Origin of the sequence: Pasteurella sp. XG20 (assembly GCF_018968665.1) — a bacterium.
GTDB classification, from domain to species: domain Bacteria; phylum Pseudomonadota; class Gammaproteobacteria; order Enterobacterales; family Pasteurellaceae; genus Pasteurella; species Pasteurella multocida.
The window spans coordinates 2,237,662-2,256,754 of the sequence record NZ_CP076656.1 but is presented as its reverse complement, the minus strand read 5'-3'; the positions used below and the strand labels follow the sequence as shown (position 1 = coordinate 2,256,754).

Sequence of the window (19,093 nt, the reverse complement as noted above, 5' to 3'; positions counted from 1 at the left end):
TAACTCGTTTTGGGAAACTATGCCAATTTCTAAACAAAAATGGATTGCCTACGCACAGCTGATGCGATTTGATAAGCCAATTGGCACTTTACTCTTACTTTGGCCAACCCTTTGGGCATTATTTCTATCCGTCAAAGGCATGCCCGACTTGTCGATATTAAGTATTTTTGTCTTAGGCGTGATTTTTATGCGTGCCGCGGGTTGTGTGATTAATGACTATGCCGATCGTCATATTGATGGTGCCGTCAAACGCACCTCAAAACGACCGTTAGCAACGGGAGCCGCCACACCTGAAGAAGCAAAATGGCTGTTTGTATTACTGGTCTTCTGTTCATTCATATTAGTACTCTTTTTAAATACTTATGCTATCGTCTTGTCATTTATTGCTGTCTTTTTAGCCTTTATCTACCCCTTTATGAAACGCTACACCCATTTGCCACAACTGTTTTTAGGCATGGCATTTGGCTGGTCGATTCCCATGACATATGGCGCCTCCATTGAAGCCTTACCGCTCGAATGCTGGCTGTTATTTTTCGCCAATTTAGCGTGGACAGTCGCCTATGACACGCAATACGCCATGGTAGATCGCGATGATGATTTACGCATTGGGGTAAAATCCACCGCCATTTTATTTGCCCAATATGACAATAAAATCATCTCATTATTGCAAATCGTCACGCTGTTTTTCTTAGGGCTAATTGGTTATCTTTCCCAGTTACATACCAGCTATTTTGTGGTGCTTTTCCTCGCCACTTTGTTATTTGTCTATCAATGCAAGCTCATCAAAGATCGTGAACGAGAATCCTGTTTCAAAGCCTTTTTAAATAACAACTACTTTGGCGCAATGGTATTTGTGGCGTTTCTCTTTGGTCTTTTTTATTAATTTGAAAAGTCGTTTAAGATAACTAAGCGGCTTTTCTCTCTCATGCCCTTGATCTTTCCCATTTCATCGCCATATAGTGCCTTATGATTTTGCAATAACAAAGGATACAAAATGACAACGATTGTAAGTGTTCGCCGTAATGGTCAAGTTGTGGTCGGCGGTGATGGTCAGGTTTCATTAGGCAACACCGTGATGAAAGGCAATGCGCGTAAAGTGCGTCGTTTATATAATGGCAAAGTGTTAGCGGGATTTGCTGGTGGTACGGCGGACGCGTTTACGTTATTTGAATTATTTGAACGTAAATTAGAAATGCATCAAGGGCATTTGTTGAAAAGTGCGGTGGAATTAGCCAAAGATTGGCGTACTGACCGTGCCTTACGTAAGTTAGAAGCGATGTTGATCGTGGCAGATGAAAAAGAAAGTTTAATTATTACGGGGATTGGTGATGTGGTGCAACCTGAAGCAGACCAGATTTTGGCGATTGGTTCAGGCGGTAATTTTGCGTTATCGGCAGCGCGTGCGTTAGTGGAAAATACGGAGTTATCTGCACGTGAGATTGTGGAAAAATCCTTAAAAATTGCAGGTGATATCTGCGTTTATACCAATACCCATTTTACCATTGAAGAATTACCTAATAGCTAGGTCATAGGAGTAAACATGTCTGAAATGACCCCAAGAGAAATTGTCTCTGAATTGGATCAACATATTATCGGTCAAGCCGATGCGAAAAGAGCGGTGGCGATTGCGTTGCGTAATCGTTGGCGAAGAATGCAATTACAAGAGCCACTTCGTCATGAAGTCACGCCAAAAAATATTTTAATGATTGGTCCAACGGGGGTGGGAAAAACGGAAATTGCCCGTCGTTTAGCCAAACTCGCCAATGCGCCTTTTATTAAAGTGGAAGCCACCAAATTTACCGAAGTGGGCTATGTCGGGAAAGAGGTGGATTCGATTATCCGTGACTTAACCGACAGTGCGATGAAGCTAGTGCGTCAAACGGAGATTGAAAAAAATCGCTTCCGTGCCGAAGAAGCGGCAGAAGATCGTATTTTAGATGCCTTACTGCCACCTGCCAAAAATCAGTGGGGGCAAGTTGAAACAACAGATAGCAATAATACCACTCGCCAAGTCTTCCGCAAAAAATTGCGTGAAGGGCAATTAGATGACAAAGAAATCGACATTGATGTCGCTGCACCGTCTATGGGGGTGGAAATTATGGCGCCGCCGGGCATGGAAGAAATGACTAATCAATTGCAATCGATGTTCCAAAATCTTTCAAGCGGACAAACCAAAAAACGCAAAATGAAAATTAAAGACGCGTTAAAAACCTTGATTGATGATGAAGCAGCAAAACTGATTAACCCTGAAGATCTCAAACAAAAAGCCATTGATGCGGTAGAACAAAACGGGATTGTATTCATTGATGAAATCGACAAAATCTGTAAGAAAGGTGAATACAGCGGTGCAGATGTCTCGCGTGAAGGGGTGCAGCGTGATTTGCTACCATTAGTGGAAGGCACAACGGTCAGTACTAAGCACGGTATGGTGAAAACCGACCACATTCTCTTTATTGCTTCGGGTGCATTCCAAGTGGCTCGCCCTTCGGATTTAATCCCTGAATTGCAAGGACGTTTACCAATTCGGGTGGAATTATCTGCCTTAAGTGCGGTGGATTTTGAAAGAATTTTAACCGAACCTAATGCTTCATTAACCGAACAATACAAAGCCTTGATGGCAACAGAAGGGGTGAACATTGAGTTTACTGGCGAATCAATTAAGAAAATTGCTGAAGCGGCATTCCGCGTTAATGAGAAAACCGAAAACATCGGTGCGCGCCGTTTACACACGGTGATGGAGCGCTTAATGGATAAAATTTCCTTTAATGCCAGTGACATGCAAGGTCAAGTAGTACGCATTGATGAAGCTTATGTGATGGATGCACTAGGCGATGTAGTAGAAAACGAAGATTTAAGCCGTTTCATTTTATAATCCTGCTTAACGTAAAACCGCACTTTATTTGAATCAATAAAGTGCGGTTTGTTTTTGTATGATTTCAATAGAAAGCAGAACTATTTACGTAATTTCACCAACTCTACGGCATGATCTGTGCCTTTGGTCAGAATTAAATTGGCACGTTCTCTTGTCGGTAAAATATTTTCTCTTAAATTTAACCCGTTAATTTCATCCCAAATCCGCCCTGCCGTACTGATCGCTTCAGGTTCTGATAAAGTAGCATAATGTTTAAAATACGAATTCGGATCGCTAAATGCGCTTTGACGGAATTTCAAAAAACGGCTGATATACCACGCTTTTAAGAGATCTTCATCTGCATCCACATAAATAGAAAAATCAACAAAATCAGAAACGAAAGTTTGACTAGAACGATCGCCTGTTTGTAGGACATTTAAGCCTTCTAAAATGAGAATATCAGGTTGATCCACCACATCAAATTGATCCAGTACGATATCATAAATTAAATGGGAATAAACAGGCGCACTCACCTTTGGTTTACCTGATTTAATATCAGCTAAAAAACGCACTAAACGCGCCGTATCGTAAGAAACTGGAAAACCTTTTTTATGTAAAAGATTGTCTTGTTGCAACTTAGCCAACGGATATAAAAAACCATCTGTCGTGATCAAATCCACTTTACGACGTTCTGGCCATTGGGAAAGTAACGATTGCAGAATACGTGCTGAAGTGCTTTTTCCGACGGCAACACTCCCTGCAATACTAATAATATAAGGTACTTTGTCAGGGTTGACGCCTAAAAAGCGATTCATCACTTGCTGACGCTGGATACGTTCTTCGATGTAATAATTAATTAAACGTACTAACGGCAAATAAATAGTTCGCACTTCATCTAAAGAAAGTTCTTCATTAATCCCAAGCAGGGGTTTTAAATCCTGTTCAGTTAAGGTTAACGGTACAGACTTTCTTAATTCAGCCCACTGCTCGCGGCTAAAAGATAAAAAAGGGGTTAATTGATTTGATAAAAAAGTTGAATTTGTTAAGTCCACAATCTGTTTAAGTTGTCACGTTGCAATAAATTGAGTATGAAATATACCCTATAAATAGGTAAAAAAGGATAAAAATTTTACAAAACTGGCTACTTTATAAGAAAAGATGGGCTTTTTGAGTGATAAATAGACGAACAAGTAAAAAAATCATTTTTTTTCAAAAAAACACTTGTCAGCGATGAAAATTTCCCTATAATACGCCTCACTTGCTTACGAGATGCCGACTTAGCTCAGTAGGTAGAGCAACTGACTTGTAATCAGTAGGTCACCAGTTCGATTCCGGTAGTCGGCACCATTCATTCTCGGCAAGTGTTCATTTAACGCGGAGGGATTCCCGAGCGGCCAAAGGGAGCAGACTGTAAATCTGCCGGCTCAGCCTTCGAAGGTTCGAATCCTTCTCCCTCCACCATTTTTTAAATGAAACTAGTTCTGATGGGTCAGATGAATTTAGGACTGCGGGCATCGTATAATGGCTATTACCTCAGCCTTCCAAGCTGATGATGCGGGTTCGATTCCCGCTGCCCGCTCCAAACGCTGATATAGCTCAGTTGGTAGAGCGCACCCTTGGTAAGGGTGAGGTCGGCGGTTCAAATCCGCCTATCAGCACCAGTCCTAGTATTTCCTTTCTGTCCTGTCCTTAATTAACAGCAAATTTGAATTTTGGTTAATGTGGTATATTGAACCATCCATAACCGTGTTTGTTTAGAGGGACTCTCAATGTCTAAAGAAAAATTTGAACGTACAAAACCGCACGTAAACGTGGGTACAATCGGCCACGTTGACCATGGTAAAACAACTTTAACCGCAGCAATCACAACCGTATTAGCAAAACACTACGGTGGTGCAGCTCGTGCATTCGACCAAATCGATAACGCGCCAGAAGAAAAAGCGCGTGGTATCACCATCAACACATCACACGTTGAATACGATACACCAACTCGTCACTACGCACACGTTGACTGTCCAGGACACGCGGACTATGTGAAAAACATGATTACCGGTGCAGCTCAAATGGACGGTGCTATCTTAGTTGTTGCGGCAACTGACGGTCCTATGCCACAAACACGTGAGCACATCCTTTTAGGTCGCCAAGTAGGTGTTCCTTACATCATCGTATTCTTAAACAAATGCGACATGGTGGATGATGAAGAATTATTAGAATTAGTTGAAATGGAAGTGCGTGAACTTCTTTCTCAATATGATTTCCCAGGTGATGATACACCAATCGTACGTGGTTCAGCGTTACAAGCGTTAAACGGTGTAGCTGAGTGGGAAGAGAAAATTCTTGAGTTAGCTAACCACTTAGATACTTACATTCCAGAGCCACAACGTGCAATCGACCAACCGTTCCTTCTTCCGATTGAAGACGTGTTCTCAATTTCTGGTCGTGGTACAGTAGTAACAGGTCGTGTTGAGCGTGGTATCATCCGTACAGGTGAAGAGGTTGAAATTGTTGGTATTAAAGCGACAACGAAGACTACAGTAACAGGTGTTGAGATGTTCCGTAAATTATTAGACGAAGGTCGTGCGGGTGAGAACGTTGGTGCTTTATTACGTGGTACTAAACGTGAAGAAATCGAACGTGGTCAAGTGTTAGCGAAACCGGGTTCAATCACGCCACACACTGATTTTGAATCAGAAGTTTACGTGTTATCAAAAGAGGAAGGTGGTCGTCATACACCATTCTTCAAAGGTTACCGTCCACAGTTCTACTTCCGTACAACGGACGTAACAGGTACAATCGAATTACCGGAAGGTGTTGAGATGGTGATGCCTGGTGATAACATCAAGATGACTGTAAGTTTGATTCACCCAATCGCGATGGACCAAGGTTTACGCTTTGCGATTCGTGAAGGTGGTCGTACAGTAGGTGCGGGTGTTGTAGCGAAAATTATCAAATAATTTGGCTTAACATGCGAAAGAAGGCGTATCGAAAGATACGCCTTTTGTGTTTATCAAACACTTAACTTAAAAAGTAAAGAGATAAAAAGGCAAGGTTGATCCTCAGCTTTTCACATAGCTGATTATTTGGTTAAACGTTGATTAAGCAACCACATAATCGCTTCAGGACTGTTAAACACCGCATCCCACGTGTTATGTGGATTGTTATTCACAATGCCATTATCTCCGGCTTGTTGCATCGTAAATTCAGTATATTTCACCTTGTCTGACTTCACTTCATCTTTCAAAATCGCATAATTGATGCGCGAACCTGCAACCGGCGAAACCTTATCTTCGATACTGTGGAAAAACCAAATTGGGGTATTTTTCAATGCCGATAAATGTTGTACGGACGCATTCCCCTCTATCCATTCAAGCGTATTAGCCTCACGTCCACTCATTAATAACGCTCCCGCAAAAAAGTGCGGTCGTTTTTGTAATAAATATAATCCCCCTTCTGCCCCACGCGAGAGCCCAATAACATAGATCCGCTGTGTATCAATATTTGGGTGGCTAGCAATCACATCATCTAACAGCTTGAAAAGGAGTTGGTGACGATTGTCGGTTTGCCAATGGATACCGGTCTTATCGAAAGCATCAAAAACCGCATCGTACTGAGGTGCCAAAACAAAACCGTCCTCATAAAGTAATGTGGCAATCGCACCTTTACTAGATAATAAATGTGCTAAATTATCTTTTCCTACCTGTCCAGAACCATGTAAAAATAAGGTTAATGGGTATTTTTTCCCGCTATCGATCGCTGGTTGATAAAAACGATATAAAAGTTGATTATCTTGCTGTATATGCCAAACCCGATGCGCTGAGAAGTGATCTAGATAAGCGATGTTGATCTTTTCTTGCACTGCCGGTTGCTTAATTTCACTCGGCATCAGGGTTGTGCCATTGGTCAACTTTAACAAACCGGTTTGTTTAATACTGTATATTAATTTGTCACCATAAAACTCCGGCACACGATTTGCCTGCACCTTTTCGACTTCAATCATTTGCCCCGTTTTATCTTTTGCCTTAAATTTCATTGCCTGATTATTTTCCACTTTCAAAGCATAAAAATCGGCATTTTTATCACGTTCATCGAGTTCAAGGATCACAAATTTTCCTGCTTGTGGGCGATGTGTTCGACTTGGTTGATTATTAACATAAGCCTTCAAGAGTGTTCTTGGTTCACTCGTGGTTTGCTCAAGTGCGGTCTGAATTTGGTAAAGTTGACGTAGATCGGTGCCCGCCAAAATATTCGCCTCATATTCCAATGCAATCCCTGTAATCTTCGCCCCTTTTTCAGTGACATCAGCCAATAATGTTGCTTGGATCGCTTGCGGTGGTTTTGCTACATCTGGTATTTGTGTCATTGCTATACTGACGAATGGAAAACTGACACAAGCTAAGATCAAAATTTGTCTTAACATAATTTCTCTCCCTAAAAAAATAGCAACAAGCCCTCCTCGCCTTGTTGCTATCTTTGTTTAACCTTTAGAGTTTTTTACTCTGTAAATTGACATAAAGCAGAATTCCCGCCAACACACCGAGCGGTAACACCAAGTCTGTAATCGAACCATCGTTGCCCCAAACTAAGTTCGCCAAAATCACTGAGCTACCACCAATTGCCCATGCGATTGTCGTTGGTACAGACCAAACAATCATTTGTTTCTTCACATCATTAATGCCCATCATGCGGTTCACGACCCAGAACAAGCTGTCATTAAAATAACCGAAGAACAAGGAGCCCATAGTCGCAGCCTGTGCCGCGAGTAACATATTCACCCCCGGAATCTGTGCTAGAATTGGCGCAGAAATCGAAGCTGCGGTGATCATGGCTACCGTACCTGAGCCCTGAATAAAGCGTACTAATGTTGAAACAATAAACGGAATCAAGATAGGTGAAATAGGTAAGGCAGCAACTTGTTCTGCCAATTCTTTACCCGCTCCACTATCACGTAATACCGCACCGAGCGCACCACCAGCACCCGTTACTAATAAAATAATGCCCGCCGTTTTTACCCCTTCTTCTAAATGCAGTGCTGTCGTGGTTTTATCGGCTTTAGGCAATAATGTGTACACAGCGACTAACACACTGATTGCAAGAGCAATCATCGGATGACCAATAAAGTTAAACACTTGGTATAGGGTGTTTTGTGCAAGTTCAGGAGTGTTTTTAGCCAGTAAACCTAAAATGGCTTTAATGAAAATAAGCGCAATCGGTAAAACAATCGGTAATAATGATAAACCTAAACTTGGTAAGTTTTTCTTCTCACGGCTTTCAATATAATCATCATACTTTTGTTTTAATTCTTCTTGACTAAACACTTCCTGATTAAAGGTTGGATACTTTTTGTCTAACCATTTAGCATACAGCACCATCCCAACTACAGGTAAAACGGCCAACGACATCCCGACTAATAACATTGCCCCAATATCAACATTAAATAAGCCGGCTACACCTAATGGACCGGGTGTTGGAGGAACAGTATGGTGCGTAACGACTAAGCCACCTGCTAATGCTACCCCTAAAGTCAATAAAGAACGTTTCCCATTTTTAGCTAACGCTTTTGCTACTGGATACAAAATCACAAAGGCTGAATCCACAAAGATTGGAATACTCACAATATAGCCAGTAATAGCCAATGCCCATTCTTCCTTCTTCTTGCCTAAAAACTTAATAAAGCTATAAGCCATTTTCTCTGCGGCACCCGAAACCTCAAGGATACTTCCCATCATGACACCGAGTCCAATTACAATACCAATCCCCCCTAACGTGCCTCCAAAGCCTTTGGTAATTGCACCCAGTGTTTGGTCAACATTCATCCCACCAATAAGCCCTGCTATCGCTGCCGCAATTAACATGGCAATAAAAGCATGAACGCGCGTTCTTAACACTAAAAAGACGAGCACAAAAACGGCCACTAATAAGCCGATTATTGGAATAGGTAATCTAAACATAACGCCTCCCGTTACATATCATATTGAATGAATTGTTGAATCACATCCGCAAAACGTTGATCGGCATGGAAACCTAAACCAAGTGCGTGTGAACAGTTAATTGCCGCAGGCCAACTGGCAACAATATTGTTAATCCCTTCGTCAAATGCCACATTGACATACTGTAAAATTGCATCCCCTTTTACCTTAGCTAACTCAGACAACATGTTTTCCACAGTCACAGTAAAGCCAGGTAAATTGATGACATGCCAATCTCTTGCAGGGAGAGAAGGTAGCTGAAGTGCATGAATAAAATTATTCACAACTGTATTTGGACTTGATAGCCATAATTTTAATTGCACAGACACCGGGCAAATCGCCATTTCGTTATGCAACGGCTCACGAATAATACTGCTCACAAATGAAGAAGCGGCTTTATTCGGTTTACCCGGACGAATACAAATGGTCGGCAAGCGAAGCACAATGCCATCCACAAACCCTTTGCGGCTATAATCATTAATCAATAACTCACACATGGCTTTTTGTGTACCATATGTGGATTGTGGTGTGACGGCAGTATGATCCTCAATAACGTCAGGTAGCTTTCCTCCATAGACAGCTAATGAGCTGGTAAAAATAAAACGAATTTTCGGATTGCGACGACGGCAGCATTCGAGTAAATGACGCGTTGCTAAGAAATTAATCTCATAGCCTAAATCAGGATCTTGTTCCGCATGGCTACTGACAATCGCGGCTAAATGGAAAATGGCATCTGTCTGCTGATCAATAATCTCATCCAATCCTTCTGGTTGGCGTAAGTCCATTTCTATACAACGTACTCTGGGATCATGGTTGGGTGCGATAGGCTTAATCACATCAATTAAAATCAGCTCATCGACTTGTACATGTGGATGGGATAACAAGGTTTTTGCTAAACGCTGTCCAAGGAATCCTTGCCCGCCCGTAATGATAATTTTCATCTTTTTCTCCTCAAAAATTCACCGCACTTTTGTTCAAATTTCATGCAGTTTAAGGGTTGTTATGTAAGAAATGCCCTACCCACTGACAACAGGGCATTTTCCGAATGAATAACAATACGACTGTGACGAAATAAAGGTTTAGGCTAAGAATCGCCCAATGACTTGACCTCCGACTAACACCCAAGTCATTAACAGAGAGGTGAAAAATACCCCTAAATAAATATAGCCTGTTTTTAAATAGCACCAGTGATTGATCACGGTGAAGACAATAAACTGTGGAATAATAACGGCTAACATCATCATCCAACGTCCACCAAATTGTGGCAGTCCCACCACATCAAATCCCGGACCGATTTGCATAAAACCGGGAACAAAATGGAATAACCATAAAATGATTAAACCACCAGTAGCAAAAAGTGCGGTTTTGAAACTCCAGATCAACAATGTTGCTGTAAACGAACTCGCCACTTTTTGTTTCATTTGGACTGACACGATCAAACCGTTGAACACGAAGAAAAAGACCAAAATAGGTAACCAATACACGATAAATAAATTAAACCGCTCTGCCGTTAATGGCTTCAATAATGGCCATAAGAAACGTAACTCAACATGGAAATATTGATAAATCAGACTGACAAGGAAATATAAACCGGCAAATAACAATAAGCTGAGTAATAAATAACGTCCAATCAGTTGCGCCGTTGTCAAGGAAGCAGATTGGCTCAACACACCAAACTCCGCCCAACAAAACTGTGCTTTTCTTTGCCACACGCCAAATAAAAGACTACCGACAAGCCCACTCACAACGAGCCATAAAATAATGCCATTTCCCATTTCAAGTGGCATAAAACTCAATTTCGCGGCAATCGGTTCATTCGCACCGCCCCACTGGGTAAATAGCGGATAGAGCAGTAATGTCAGCACAATATTAATCAGCGTAAAGCCCCACCATTGTTTGCTCGAAATTGCTGTCTTTTCTGTGACGGCTTGATTCATCACGCCAAAATAAGTCGTTTTTAAAAGTCCGCTAGCAAAACATAATGTGGCAAGCAAAGCACAAGCTAAGGCAAATAACCCCGTAAGTTCTTTATACCAATAGGTTTGTTGGTCAGGATCAATCCAATCCGCACCTTTTTCGCCATGTTGCAATGCTTGATTAAACCAAAGAATGGCTTCTTTATTACTCTGGGCAGCAATCATCACCCCAAGATGGGTACCATCGACCATTGCCGCACGACGTGCAGAACCGGTGTTAAAGTCACCATAGGTATGATCCCACTGCAAAGTTTCATTTTCGCCTAACCCAAATGCTTTCAGGCGGTTAGGATGATGAATCAAACTTTTTACAGGGAAGGTTCTTTCACGATAGCCACCGATTTCTTCGTACAATCCTTGTGTCAATAAGTAGTTATTCAATGTCATCTCACCACCATTGCTACTTAATCCATTGACAGCTTTGTGATCTGGATTGAGTTTTGCCACGCGAATTGCATTTAACGCGCCAGTAGAGTGACCAAAGAGACCTAACCGTGTGTTATCTACAAACGGCAACGTTTTTAAATATTGATAACCATTATTCGCTCCACTCATATTTTTATTTGAAGCGGGTAACTTAGTAGAATAGCCATGTCCAAAATGATCGATCGCTAGCACCACAAAACCGCGCTTAGCCAGCTCCAACGCACCAAATGTACTGGTTGCTTCTTTATCACTTTGATAGCCATGCAATGCCAAAAGTCCTGGCTTCGGTGTGTCTGCCGTAGCAGAAACTGGACGATATAGCTTCGCGACCATCGGTTGCATTTCTTCTGTCATAAAACTCACATGGCTCACCTCAATTCGACCAAAATCGCGATCTATTGCCGAAGCAAGATAGGCACCTAAAAACGTGAACAAAAGAAACACACTTCCCCAAAAATAAGGTTTACTTGAATGCATCTTATCTCTCCTCTGCAAGCACAGTCACTTGTGCGCTATCAATTCCTTTGACTAATAAAGGCATCGCTAATACCCGCATTAACGTTTCACTGTTCACTTGAGATAATTTCATATCTTCAATAATGCAAATAAAGGCTGGCTTATACATCCCAAGCATCACTTGATGTGCTTCCACACCATGTTCGGGATTTGCCGGCGATGCCAAGGAAATAAAATCAAAACCAATCGCTTTTAAATGGCTCGCATGATCAATCAAATATTTCGCGGCTTGGATACTGACAGCGCCGCCATTTGCAGCATATTGTTGCGGGTCGGTTTGGCGTAACTGCTCTAACCCCGTACGAATGAAAAGAGAGTCCGCTTGTTGCATTTGTGTCAAATAAGGCGCCAGATCTTCAGGTTCAATTAATGTACCGGGTGCTTTGGGAATATCGACTAACAACGGTTTTTCATAAATAAATGTACTCAATGGCAGTTCTGAAATAGATAAGCCATTTGGATTGAAATGTTTTGGCGCATCAAAATGTGTACCAAAATGATTAAATAAATGAATAATGGCACTGTTATAAACATCCCCTTCGGCAATGCTCGTGCTACTTTCGAAAGTCAGTGTCGGCTCCCCGGGAAACCCGGGATCCTTGATATCTAACGGATAAGACAGTAATTGATAATTCATCTTAGCGCTCCTGACTTACGCGTCTTTATAAAGCGCAAACCAATCTAATCCGACGACAGTTTCGATTTTTGGCTTATATTCACAGCCAATAAAGCCGCGATAGCCAATTTGATCTAACTTATCAAATAAATAAGTGTAGTTAATTTCTCCTTCATTCGGCTCATGACGATCTGGTACCGAGGCAATTTGAATATGTGCCACTTTGTCTTTCAACAAATCTGTCAGCTGTGACAACTTGCCATCGACATTTTGGGCATGAAAATAATCAAGCTGGATAAAGACATTATCCCGATCAACTAAATTCACAATGTCTAATGTATCAAATTGACTTTTTAGCAAATAATTTGGTTTCACCTGTGGACTTAAGGCTTCGAGTAGAATCTTAATACCATGCGGTTTGAATTTTTCTGCCGCGTAACGAAGATTCTGCACAAAGGTACGTTTATACAGCTCACGATCCGCACCTTCTGGTACAACCGCTGCCATAATATGAACATTCGGGCAATCGAGTGCTAACGCATATTCCAGGGCTAAATCAATATCACGATGACTGTCTTGTTCGCGTCCCGGAATCGCTGACACGCCCCACTCCCCTTGTTCAATATTTCCCGCAGCCGTATTAAATAACACTTGCTTCAGCCCATATTGCACCAATTTTTCTTTTAACACTGAGGCGGGATAGTCATAAGGCCATAAATATTCCACATATTTAAAGCCCGCTTTCGACGCCGCTTCAAAACGATCTAAAAAAGGCACTTCAGTAAACATCATGGTTAAATTTGCAGCAAATTTTGGCATACTATTTTCCCCTCTTTTCGAGATCTTTCACTTCGTCATCGGTCAGATAACGAACTTGTTGGCCTTTTAAGAGGAAATACAATTTTGCGGTTTCCTCTAATTCTTCGGTATTGTCCACGGCATCAACCAAATCGGTTCCCGTTACAACCACACCGTGATTGGCCAATAAAAACGCTTTGCTCAGTAATGCGCGCTCACTCAGTTCACGCGCAATATTCGTATCACCGGGGCGATAATAAGGAATCACCGGAAGCTTGCCGACACGCATCACATAGTAGGGTGTGAATGCTTTCATCGCATTATCTGGATTGAGCCCCTCTAAACACGAAAGGGCTGTGAGATAAGTTGAATGTAAATGAACAATGGCATGACATGCCGGATTTTTGTGATACATCGCCAAATGAAAGACAGACTCCTTAGAGGGCTTCTTACCCGATAACAAGTTGCCTTCCATATCCAATACAGAGAGACTGTCCGCCTCTAAACGCCCCAAAGAAGAGCCCGTTGGCGTGACTAAAATACGTTTCTCATCTAAACGTACAGACAAATTTCCTGCGCCCCCCACACTATAGCCTCGTTCAAATAATGAGCGCGCAAGATTCACCATTTCTTTTTTTTGTTCGAGTTCTGTCATATCAACATTCCTTGTGCGAAAGCAAAAAAGTCTTCTGTCCCGAAATTCCCTGATTTCAAAGCAAGATAAATATCTTCATCTAATGCTTTTAACCAAGGCACTCCGGGAGCAATTTGTTTACCGATTTCGAAGCCTGTAAAACCAAGTTGCTGAACCACAATGCTTGACGTTTCTCCACCCGCAGTAATGAAGTTCACTACCCCAGCGGCTTTCAGTTTTTGCGCAAGCTGTGCAAATGTGTTTTCGATCGCTTGGCTAGCTTTCTCCACACCAAATTCCGCTTGAATTTGTTTGAGCTTATCGGGTGATACCGTGGCATACACCATAGGCGCCAAATCGTGATCTAAATGAGCAATAACCCATTTTGCTAGCACATCGGCATACGCAAGATTTGATAGGCTCTGTTCAACATCCAAATAAAAGTGCGGTGCTTTTTCTGCATATTTCGCCACTTGTTTATTGGTCATCACAGAACAAGACCCTGACAGCACCACCGTTTTACCTTTTGGTGGCAATAACGCATTGTCGCCATGCTGACCACCACTGGCACGCGCCGCCATATAAGCAGCTAATCCCGATCCACCCGTCACCAATTTCAAGTCTGTAATGGCTTCTGCCAAAACAGCTAATTGATCATTATCGACAGAATCCACGACTGCATAACGGAAGCCTTGTTGTTGTAAAGTACGAAAACACGATTTCACATAGTCACTGCCTTTCAACAGATCCGCATAGCGCACAAGTCCTGTTTTCCCGCGCGCTTGTTGATCCATCAAGCGCACTAAATTGGCATCTTTCATCGGCGTAATCGGGTGATTTTGCATACCGGATTCATTCAACAGCACCTCACCAACAAACAGATAACCATTAAAAATAGTGCGACCATTAACCGGTAAAGCTGGGCAAATAATCGTGAAGTCCGCGTTTAACGCATCCAATAATGCATCCGTCACAGGACCAATATTGCCTTTTGCTGTACTATCAAAGGTAGAACAATATTTAAAATAGAACTGAGTACAGCCCTGTTGTTGTAACCAATGTAGTGCTTGTAAAGATTGAGCGATGGCTTCATCAACGGGATTAGAACGTGACTTTAAACTGATCACAATCGCATCCACAGGCGCTGTCAACGACTGCTTAGGCACCCCATTCATCTGTACGGTAGCAAGCCCATTTTCCACTAGAAAACTGGCAATATCACTCGCACCAGTAAAATCATCTGCAATGACACCTAACATAATCACGCTCCTTTTTTCTGTGGTAATTCAATGCCACTAAAAATCTTAATCACCGCACTATCATCTTCTTTGCCATACCCCGCATTGCTGGCTGACGTAAACATATTAAACGCCGTGCTTGCTAGCGGTAACGGGAACTTCAAGGCTTTTGCAGTATCCGTGACAAGACCTAAATCTTTCACAAAAATATCTACCATAGACAGTGGGGTATAGTCACCCTCTACAACGTGCTTCATACGATTTTCAAACATCCAAGAATTCCCTGCAGCATGAGTCACCACGTCATACATTAAATCGAGTGGAATACCAGCTCTAGTCGCTAATGCCATGGCTTCTGCACCCGCGGCAATATGTACCCCCGCGAGTAATTGGTGAATAATTTTCACGGTTGCCCCTAAGCCAATTTCTTCACCGATGTTATACACTTTACCCGCCACCGCATCTAAGACTGGTTGCAATTTCGTAAAAGCTTGTTGAGAACCAGATGCCATCACGGTCATCTCGCCTGCCGCCGCTTTTGCTGCCCCTCCAGAAACAGGCGCATCTAACATCACCAACCCTAGTTCTGTTAATTTTTGTGAAATCTGCTGCGCATCTTGTGCAGAAATGGTAGAAGAGACCATCACCGCAGTACCTGGTTTTAAATGACTTGCCAAGCCTTTCTCGCCAAATAGCACTGTATTCACTTGGCTAGCATTGACAACTAACAACAACACCGCATCTAATTCTTGTGCAAAATCCACCGCACTTTGTGATACGCCTTTTGCTCCCTCGGCTTTAAGTTTCTCCAAGGCAAGCGGGTTCAAATCTGCACCGTAAGTTGTTAATCCTGCTCGAATACAAGATTGCGCGGCGCCCATTCCCATTGCACCTAAGCCAATCACGGCGACTGAAATATTTTGATTCATAAGTTCCTCCACTCAGATTTTAACGGGTGTTCGACTAACACTATATTGCCTCCTTTTATAAAATAAATCTGCGATCGAGATCTCAAAATTTAACAAATCAATGTTAAATTTTGTTAAATGCGTTTATTTTTAAGCCTTAAAATAGAAAACTTACACAGAATAAAAAAAATCAGCGTATAATTTGCCTTAATTTTGGTTAAATGGATGTAAAAGCATGTTAATCCCCGCAGAACGTCAAAAGAAAATCCTTAATTTAATTCATCAACAAGGCATTGTCCGCATTACGAATCTGGTCGAATTAATGGGTGTTTCCCACATGACCATTCGTCGCGATATTCAAAAATTGGAAGAAAAGGGCAAAGTCGTTTCTGTTTCGGGGGGAGTACAGCTATTAGAAAGGTTAATTTCCGAGCCTACTCGCGATGATAAATCGCTGTTATTTCATCAACAAAAATCAGCGATTGGTTTAGTCGCCGCAAATCTGATTCCTGCCAATGCAACGATCTATTTAGATGCAGGCACCACCACTTTAGAAATCGCCAAACAGATTACAGATCGTGATGACTTATTGGTAATCACCAATGATTTTGGCATTGTGGATTATTTAATTAGCAATGGACGTTGTGACTTAATTCATACTGGGGGGCGAGTATGTAAAGAAAATCGTTCTTCTGTGGGGGAATTATCTGCCCAATTTTTGCGGAACATTTCTATTGATATCGCTTTTATTTCGACTTCCTCATGGAATTTACAAGGATTGACGACACCAGATGAAAATAAATTACCGGTTAAACGTGCCATTGTACAAGCTAGCAGACGGAATATCCTTGTCACAGATTCCTCAAAATACGGCAAAGTCGCGACGTTTTTACTCTATGCTCTGGATACATTAGATCAAATTATTTGCGATAAAGCTTTGCTCATCAACGCGCAAGAAAAGATTAAAGAAATGGATATTGAACTTTTGTTAGTGTAAGAAAAAATGCAGTGAATATGTTGACATATTCACTGCATTGTTATGCTCGTTTAATGCTTATTTTGCTGGAATCGCAGCTAACAACTTCGTCAGTAGCGCCCAATACGTTTGTACCGCGGGAATATGCACTTTTTCATCTGGCGAATGCGCATTACGGATCGTCGGTCCAATTGATACCATATCCATATCCGGATAAATCTTTTTCAGTAAACCACATTCTAAGCCTGCATGGATCACTTTTACAACCGGAGCATAGCCCAAGACGTCAGCATAGACCTTTTCCGTTAATCCGACAATAGGCGCATCATTATGTGGCTCCCAACCAGGATAATAGCCACTCAGCGTCATTTCTGCGCCTGTTAACGCGGCCAATGATTTTAATAAACTGCCAATATAGCGATTACCACTATGAATGAGTGAACGAATCAAAATCGTCCCTTTAATTTCATTTTCTTCGGTACGTAATACACCAATACTTAACGAACTTTCCACAACATTCTCTAACGCATCACTATTACGGATCACCCCATTTGGCAGTACATTAAGTAAATGAATGACTTTTTGCGTCGTGTTTTGTGAAAACACCGTATCCGCATTCTCAACAGGTTTCAGCGTCAATGACAGATTAGGTTCAACTTTCACTAACTCATGTTTTAATATCCCCTCAAACTCACTGACTGCTTGTTGTAAAGTGGCTAAATCCTCATTAAAAGCAAGTGTTGCAAAGGCTTCGCGAGGAATCGCATTACGTACTGAACCACCGCGAATATCACTTAACGCAAATTGGAAGTCTGGCTTATCTTGAGTGAGTTTGGCTAAGAAGCGAGCAAGCACTTTAATCGCATTTGCCCGTCCAGTATGAATATCTCCGCCAGAATGTCCACCAGCAAGCCCTTTTAAAATAAGCTGATAACTTTGTTCAAAAGTATTCAGTTTACGCTCAATTTCCAACGTAATATTGGCATTTTCACCGCCTGCACACCCAATGTAGATTTCACCGTTTTCTTCCGTATCGGTGTTGATCATGATTTCACTTTGTAACCAATTTGGACGTAACCCAATCGCACCTTCCATGCCAGACTCTTCTGTCATAGTCAATAAGACTTCTAAAGGGGGATGTACCAAATCATCACTATCTAACACCGCTAACGCAGACGCCATACCAATTCCATTATCCGCACCAAGTGTTGTCCCTTTTGCTTTTACCCACTCACCATCAATATAAGGTTGAATAGGATCTTTGGTAAAATCATGCACGGTACCTTCATTCGCTTGAGGCACCATGTCTAAGTGCGCTTGTAATGCCACCGGCACATGGTTTTCCATACCCGCACTGGCAGGTTTACGAATCAAAATATTGCCGACTTCATCACGCTCAGCATAAAACCCTTTGCCTTTTGCCCAATGCACAATGAATTGTGCAATTTGCTCTTCATGATAAGACGGATGTGGAATAGCGCAAATTTGGCTAAACCATTTCCATAATAATGTTGGTTGTAGTGTTTTGATTTCTGACATTGTGGTCTCCTCTTCAGAAATATGTACGCCTGTTCTGCTCATAAAAAATACGAAAAAAATCAGTAAAATTATAGCATAAAAGGCGATTTCGCGTTATCCTAACGCAATTTTTTAATTTATGGGTAAATTTTACCCCCTCTTTGTCAAAAGGTGTATTTATGAGCGAAAAATATGTAGTGACCTGGGACATGTTCCAAATGCACGCGCGTAAATTATCGGAGCGCTTACTTCCTGCTTCACAATGGAAAGGCATTATTGCTGTCAGCCGTGGTGGATTATTTCCTGCGGCAGTACTTGCACGTGAACTGGGCATTCGTCATATCGAAACCGTCTGTATCGCCAGCTATCACGATCATGTTGAACAAGGCGAATTAAAAGTATTACATCGTGCCGAAGGTGATGGCGAAGGTTTCATCGTAGTGGATGACTTAGTGGATACAGGCAATACAGCACGTGCTATCCGTGACATGTATCCAAAAGCTAAATTTGTGACAGTATTCGCAAAACCCGCCGGTGCGGCATTAGTTGACGATTATGTGATCGATATTCCACAAAATACTTGGATTGAACAGCCTTGGGATTTAGGTTTAACCTTCGTACCACCATTAGCCAGAAAATAATTACGTCGTTATTTTCGCTTTTCAAACAT

17 protein-coding genes and 4 tRNA genes are annotated in these 19,093 nt (G+C 41.8%); 10 read left to right on the top strand and 11 right to left on the bottom strand.

Features of this window, described 5'->3' with window-relative positions; translation table 11 throughout:
* The first annotated feature begins 19 nt into the window (after window positions 1–19).
* The 3 genes from ubiA (at window position 20) to hslU (ending at window position 2,872) form a co-directional block, all read left to right on the top strand.
* Window positions 20–883, top strand: coding sequence for a 4-hydroxybenzoate octaprenyltransferase (gene ubiA, locus KPF51_RS10640; protein ID WP_005724707.1), 864 nt, complete (start codon window positions 20–22; stop codon window positions 881–883).
* A gap of 111 nt (window positions 884–994) precedes the next feature.
* A complete protein-coding gene (hslV, locus tag KPF51_RS10635; protein ID WP_005724701.1) occupies window positions 995–1,525 on the top strand; it encodes an ATP-dependent protease subunit HslV in 531 nt (176 codons plus the stop codon).
* 15 nt (window positions 1,526–1,540) lie between these two features.
* The gene (hslU, locus tag KPF51_RS10630; RefSeq protein WP_005724699.1) at window positions 1,541–2,872 is read left to right on the top strand and encodes an HslU--HslV peptidase ATPase subunit; all 1,332 of its coding nucleotides are present in this window, start codon (window positions 1,541–1,543) and stop codon (window positions 2,870–2,872) included.
* 80 nt (window positions 2,873–2,952) lie between these two features.
* Here the strand turns inward: hslU and coaA are convergent, their stop codons facing one another.
* Window positions 2,953–3,903: a type I pantothenate kinase gene (gene coaA / locus KPF51_RS10625; protein ID WP_005724697.1), complete on the bottom strand. Its 951-nt coding sequence runs from the start codon at window positions 3,901–3,903 to the stop codon at window positions 2,953–2,955.
* Between the two features lie 219 nt (window positions 3,904–4,122).
* On the opposite strand from coaA, the gene KPF51_RS10620 reads away from it, so the two are divergent.
* From KPF51_RS10620 to tuf, 5 genes are all read left to right on the top strand, one after another.
* Window positions 4,123–4,198: transfer RNA gene (locus KPF51_RS10620), tRNA-Thr, on the top strand.
* Window positions 4,199–4,227: 29 nt separating this feature from the next.
* Window positions 4,228–4,312: transfer RNA gene (locus KPF51_RS10615), tRNA-Tyr, on the top strand.
* A 46-nt stretch (window positions 4,313–4,358) separates the two neighbouring features.
* Window positions 4,359–4,433 (top strand) — tRNA-Gly (locus tag KPF51_RS10610).
* A gap of 3 nt (window positions 4,434–4,436) precedes the next feature.
* Window positions 4,437–4,512 (top strand) — tRNA-Thr (locus KPF51_RS10605).
* 108 nt (window positions 4,513–4,620) lie between these two features.
* Window positions 4,621–5,805 carry an elongation factor Tu gene (gene tuf, locus KPF51_RS10600; RefSeq protein ID WP_005751979.1) on the top strand — a complete coding sequence of 395 codons (1,185 nt, stop codon included), beginning with the start codon at window positions 4,621–4,623 and terminating at the stop codon, window positions 5,803–5,805.
* A 122-nt stretch (window positions 5,806–5,927) separates the two neighbouring features.
* On the opposite strand, the gene KPF51_RS10595 is transcribed toward tuf, so the two are convergent.
* The 9 genes from KPF51_RS10595 to ltnD all read right to left on the bottom strand — a co-directional run bounded on the left by KPF51_RS10595 (window position 5,928) and on the right by ltnD (window position 15,950).
* Window positions 5,928–7,268 carry a phospholipase gene (locus KPF51_RS10595; protein ID WP_005723970.1) on the bottom strand — a complete coding sequence of 447 codons (1,341 nt, stop codon included), beginning with the start codon at window positions 7,266–7,268 and terminating at the stop codon, window positions 5,928–5,930.
* Between the two features lie 64 nt (window positions 7,269–7,332).
* Window positions 7,333–8,799, bottom strand: a complete 1,467-nt coding sequence (locus KPF51_RS10590; RefSeq protein ID WP_130562006.1) for a gluconate:H+ symporter — start codon at window positions 8,797–8,799, stop codon at window positions 7,333–7,335.
* 11 nt (window positions 8,800–8,810) lie between these two features.
* Window positions 8,811–9,758, bottom strand: a complete 948-nt coding sequence (gene denD / locus KPF51_RS10585; RefSeq protein WP_005723972.1) for a D-erythronate dehydrogenase — start codon at window positions 9,756–9,758, stop codon at window positions 8,811–8,813.
* Window positions 9,759–9,896: 138 nt separating this feature from the next.
* Window positions 9,897–11,696: an alpha/beta hydrolase gene (locus KPF51_RS10580; protein ID WP_005723973.1), complete on the bottom strand. Its 1,800-nt coding sequence runs from the start codon at window positions 11,694–11,696 to the stop codon at window positions 9,897–9,899.
* Window position 11,697: 1 nt separating this feature from the next.
* Entirely contained in the window at window positions 11,698–12,372 is a 675-nt protein-coding gene (locus KPF51_RS10575) for a cyclase family protein (protein WP_005723974.1), read from the bottom strand.
* Between the two features lie 15 nt (window positions 12,373–12,387).
* Window positions 12,388–13,170 carry a 2-oxo-tetronate isomerase gene (gene otnI / locus KPF51_RS10570; protein ID WP_005723975.1) on the bottom strand — a complete coding sequence of 261 codons (783 nt, stop codon included), beginning with the start codon at window positions 13,168–13,170 and terminating at the stop codon, window positions 12,388–12,390.
* A gap of 1 nt (window position 13,171) precedes the next feature.
* Window positions 13,172–13,804, bottom strand: a complete 633-nt coding sequence (locus tag KPF51_RS10565; RefSeq protein WP_005751985.1) for an aldolase — start codon at window positions 13,802–13,804, stop codon at window positions 13,172–13,174.
* Entirely contained in the window at window positions 13,801–15,042 is a 1,242-nt protein-coding gene (gene otnK / locus KPF51_RS10560; RefSeq protein ID WP_005723977.1) for a 3-oxo-tetronate kinase, read from the bottom strand. Before otnK ends, KPF51_RS10565 begins: the two co-directional genes overlap by 4 nt.
* 2 nt (window positions 15,043–15,044) lie before the next feature.
* Window positions 15,045–15,950 (bottom strand): L-threonate dehydrogenase, encoded by a 906-nt coding sequence (gene ltnD / locus KPF51_RS10555; protein ID WP_005723978.1) that lies wholly within the window; start codon window positions 15,948–15,950, stop codon window positions 15,045–15,047.
* A 214-nt stretch (window positions 15,951–16,164) separates the two neighbouring features.
* Between ltnD and KPF51_RS10550 the strand changes: the two genes are divergently transcribed.
* Window positions 16,165–16,926, top strand: a complete 762-nt coding sequence (locus KPF51_RS10550) for a DeoR/GlpR family DNA-binding transcription regulator (protein WP_005717875.1) — start codon at window positions 16,165–16,167, stop codon at window positions 16,924–16,926.
* A gap of 57 nt (window positions 16,927–16,983) precedes the next feature.
* On the opposite strand, the gene KPF51_RS10545 is transcribed toward KPF51_RS10550, so the two are convergent.
* The gene (locus tag KPF51_RS10545) at window positions 16,984–18,444 is read right to left on the bottom strand and encodes an aminoacyl-histidine dipeptidase (RefSeq protein WP_005723979.1); all 1,461 of its coding nucleotides are present in this window, start codon (window positions 18,442–18,444) and stop codon (window positions 16,984–16,986) included.
* Window positions 18,445–18,602: 158 nt separating this feature from the next.
* Here KPF51_RS10545 and gpt point away from each other — a divergent pair, with 158 nt between their 5' ends.
* Entirely contained in the window at window positions 18,603–19,064 is a 462-nt protein-coding gene (gpt, locus tag KPF51_RS10540; RefSeq protein WP_005717877.1) for a xanthine phosphoribosyltransferase, read from the top strand.
* The last annotated feature ends 29 nt before the right edge of the window (window positions 19,065–19,093 follow it).

Excerpts from the sequence above, each read along its gene's own strand:
- ubiA (WP_005724707.1), top strand. The coding sequence starts at position 20 with ATGCCAATTTCTAAACAAAAATGGATTGCCTACGCACAGCTGATGCGA.
- hslV (WP_005724701.1), top strand. The coding sequence starts at position 995 with ATGACAACGATTGTAAGTGTTCGCCGTAATGGTCAAGTTGTGGTCGGC.
- hslU (WP_005724699.1), top strand. The coding sequence starts at position 1,541 with ATGTCTGAAATGACCCCAAGAGAAATTGTCTCTGAATTGGATCAACAT.
- tuf (WP_005751979.1), top strand. The coding sequence starts at position 4,621 with ATGTCTAAAGAAAAATTTGAACGTACAAAACCGCACGTAAACGTGGGT.
- KPF51_RS10595 (WP_005723970.1), bottom strand. The coding sequence starts at position 7,268 with ATGTTAAGACAAATTTTGATCTTAGCTTGTGTCAGTTTTCCATTCGTC.
- KPF51_RS10590 (WP_130562006.1), bottom strand. The coding sequence starts at position 8,799 with ATGTTTAGATTACCTATTCCAATAATCGGCTTATTAGTGGCCGTTTTT.
- denD (WP_005723972.1), bottom strand. The coding sequence starts at position 9,758 with ATGAAAATTATCATTACGGGCGGGCAAGGATTCCTTGGACAGCGTTTA.
- KPF51_RS10580 (WP_005723973.1), bottom strand. The coding sequence starts at position 11,696 with ATGCATTCAAGTAAACCTTATTTTTGGGGAAGTGTGTTTCTTTTGTTC.
- KPF51_RS10575 (WP_005723974.1), bottom strand. The coding sequence starts at position 12,372 with ATGAATTATCAATTACTGTCTTATCCGTTAGATATCAAGGATCCCGGG.
- otnI (WP_005723975.1), bottom strand. The coding sequence starts at position 13,170 with ATGCCAAAATTTGCTGCAAATTTAACCATGATGTTTACTGAAGTGCCT.
- KPF51_RS10565 (WP_005751985.1), bottom strand. The coding sequence starts at position 13,804 with ATGACAGAACTCGAACAAAAAAAAGAAATGGTGAATCTTGCGCGCTCA.
- otnK (WP_005723977.1), bottom strand. The coding sequence starts at position 15,042 with ATGTTAGGTGTCATTGCAGATGATTTTACTGGTGCGAGTGATATTGCC.
- ltnD (WP_005723978.1), bottom strand. The coding sequence starts at position 15,950 with ATGAATCAAAATATTTCAGTCGCCGTGATTGGCTTAGGTGCAATGGGA.
- KPF51_RS10550 (WP_005717875.1), top strand. The coding sequence starts at position 16,165 with ATGTTAATCCCCGCAGAACGTCAAAAGAAAATCCTTAATTTAATTCAT.
- KPF51_RS10545 (WP_005723979.1), bottom strand. The coding sequence starts at position 18,444 with ATGTCAGAAATCAAAACACTACAACCAACATTATTATGGAAATGGTTT.
- gpt (WP_005717877.1), top strand. The coding sequence starts at position 18,603 with ATGAGCGAAAAATATGTAGTGACCTGGGACATGTTCCAAATGCACGCG.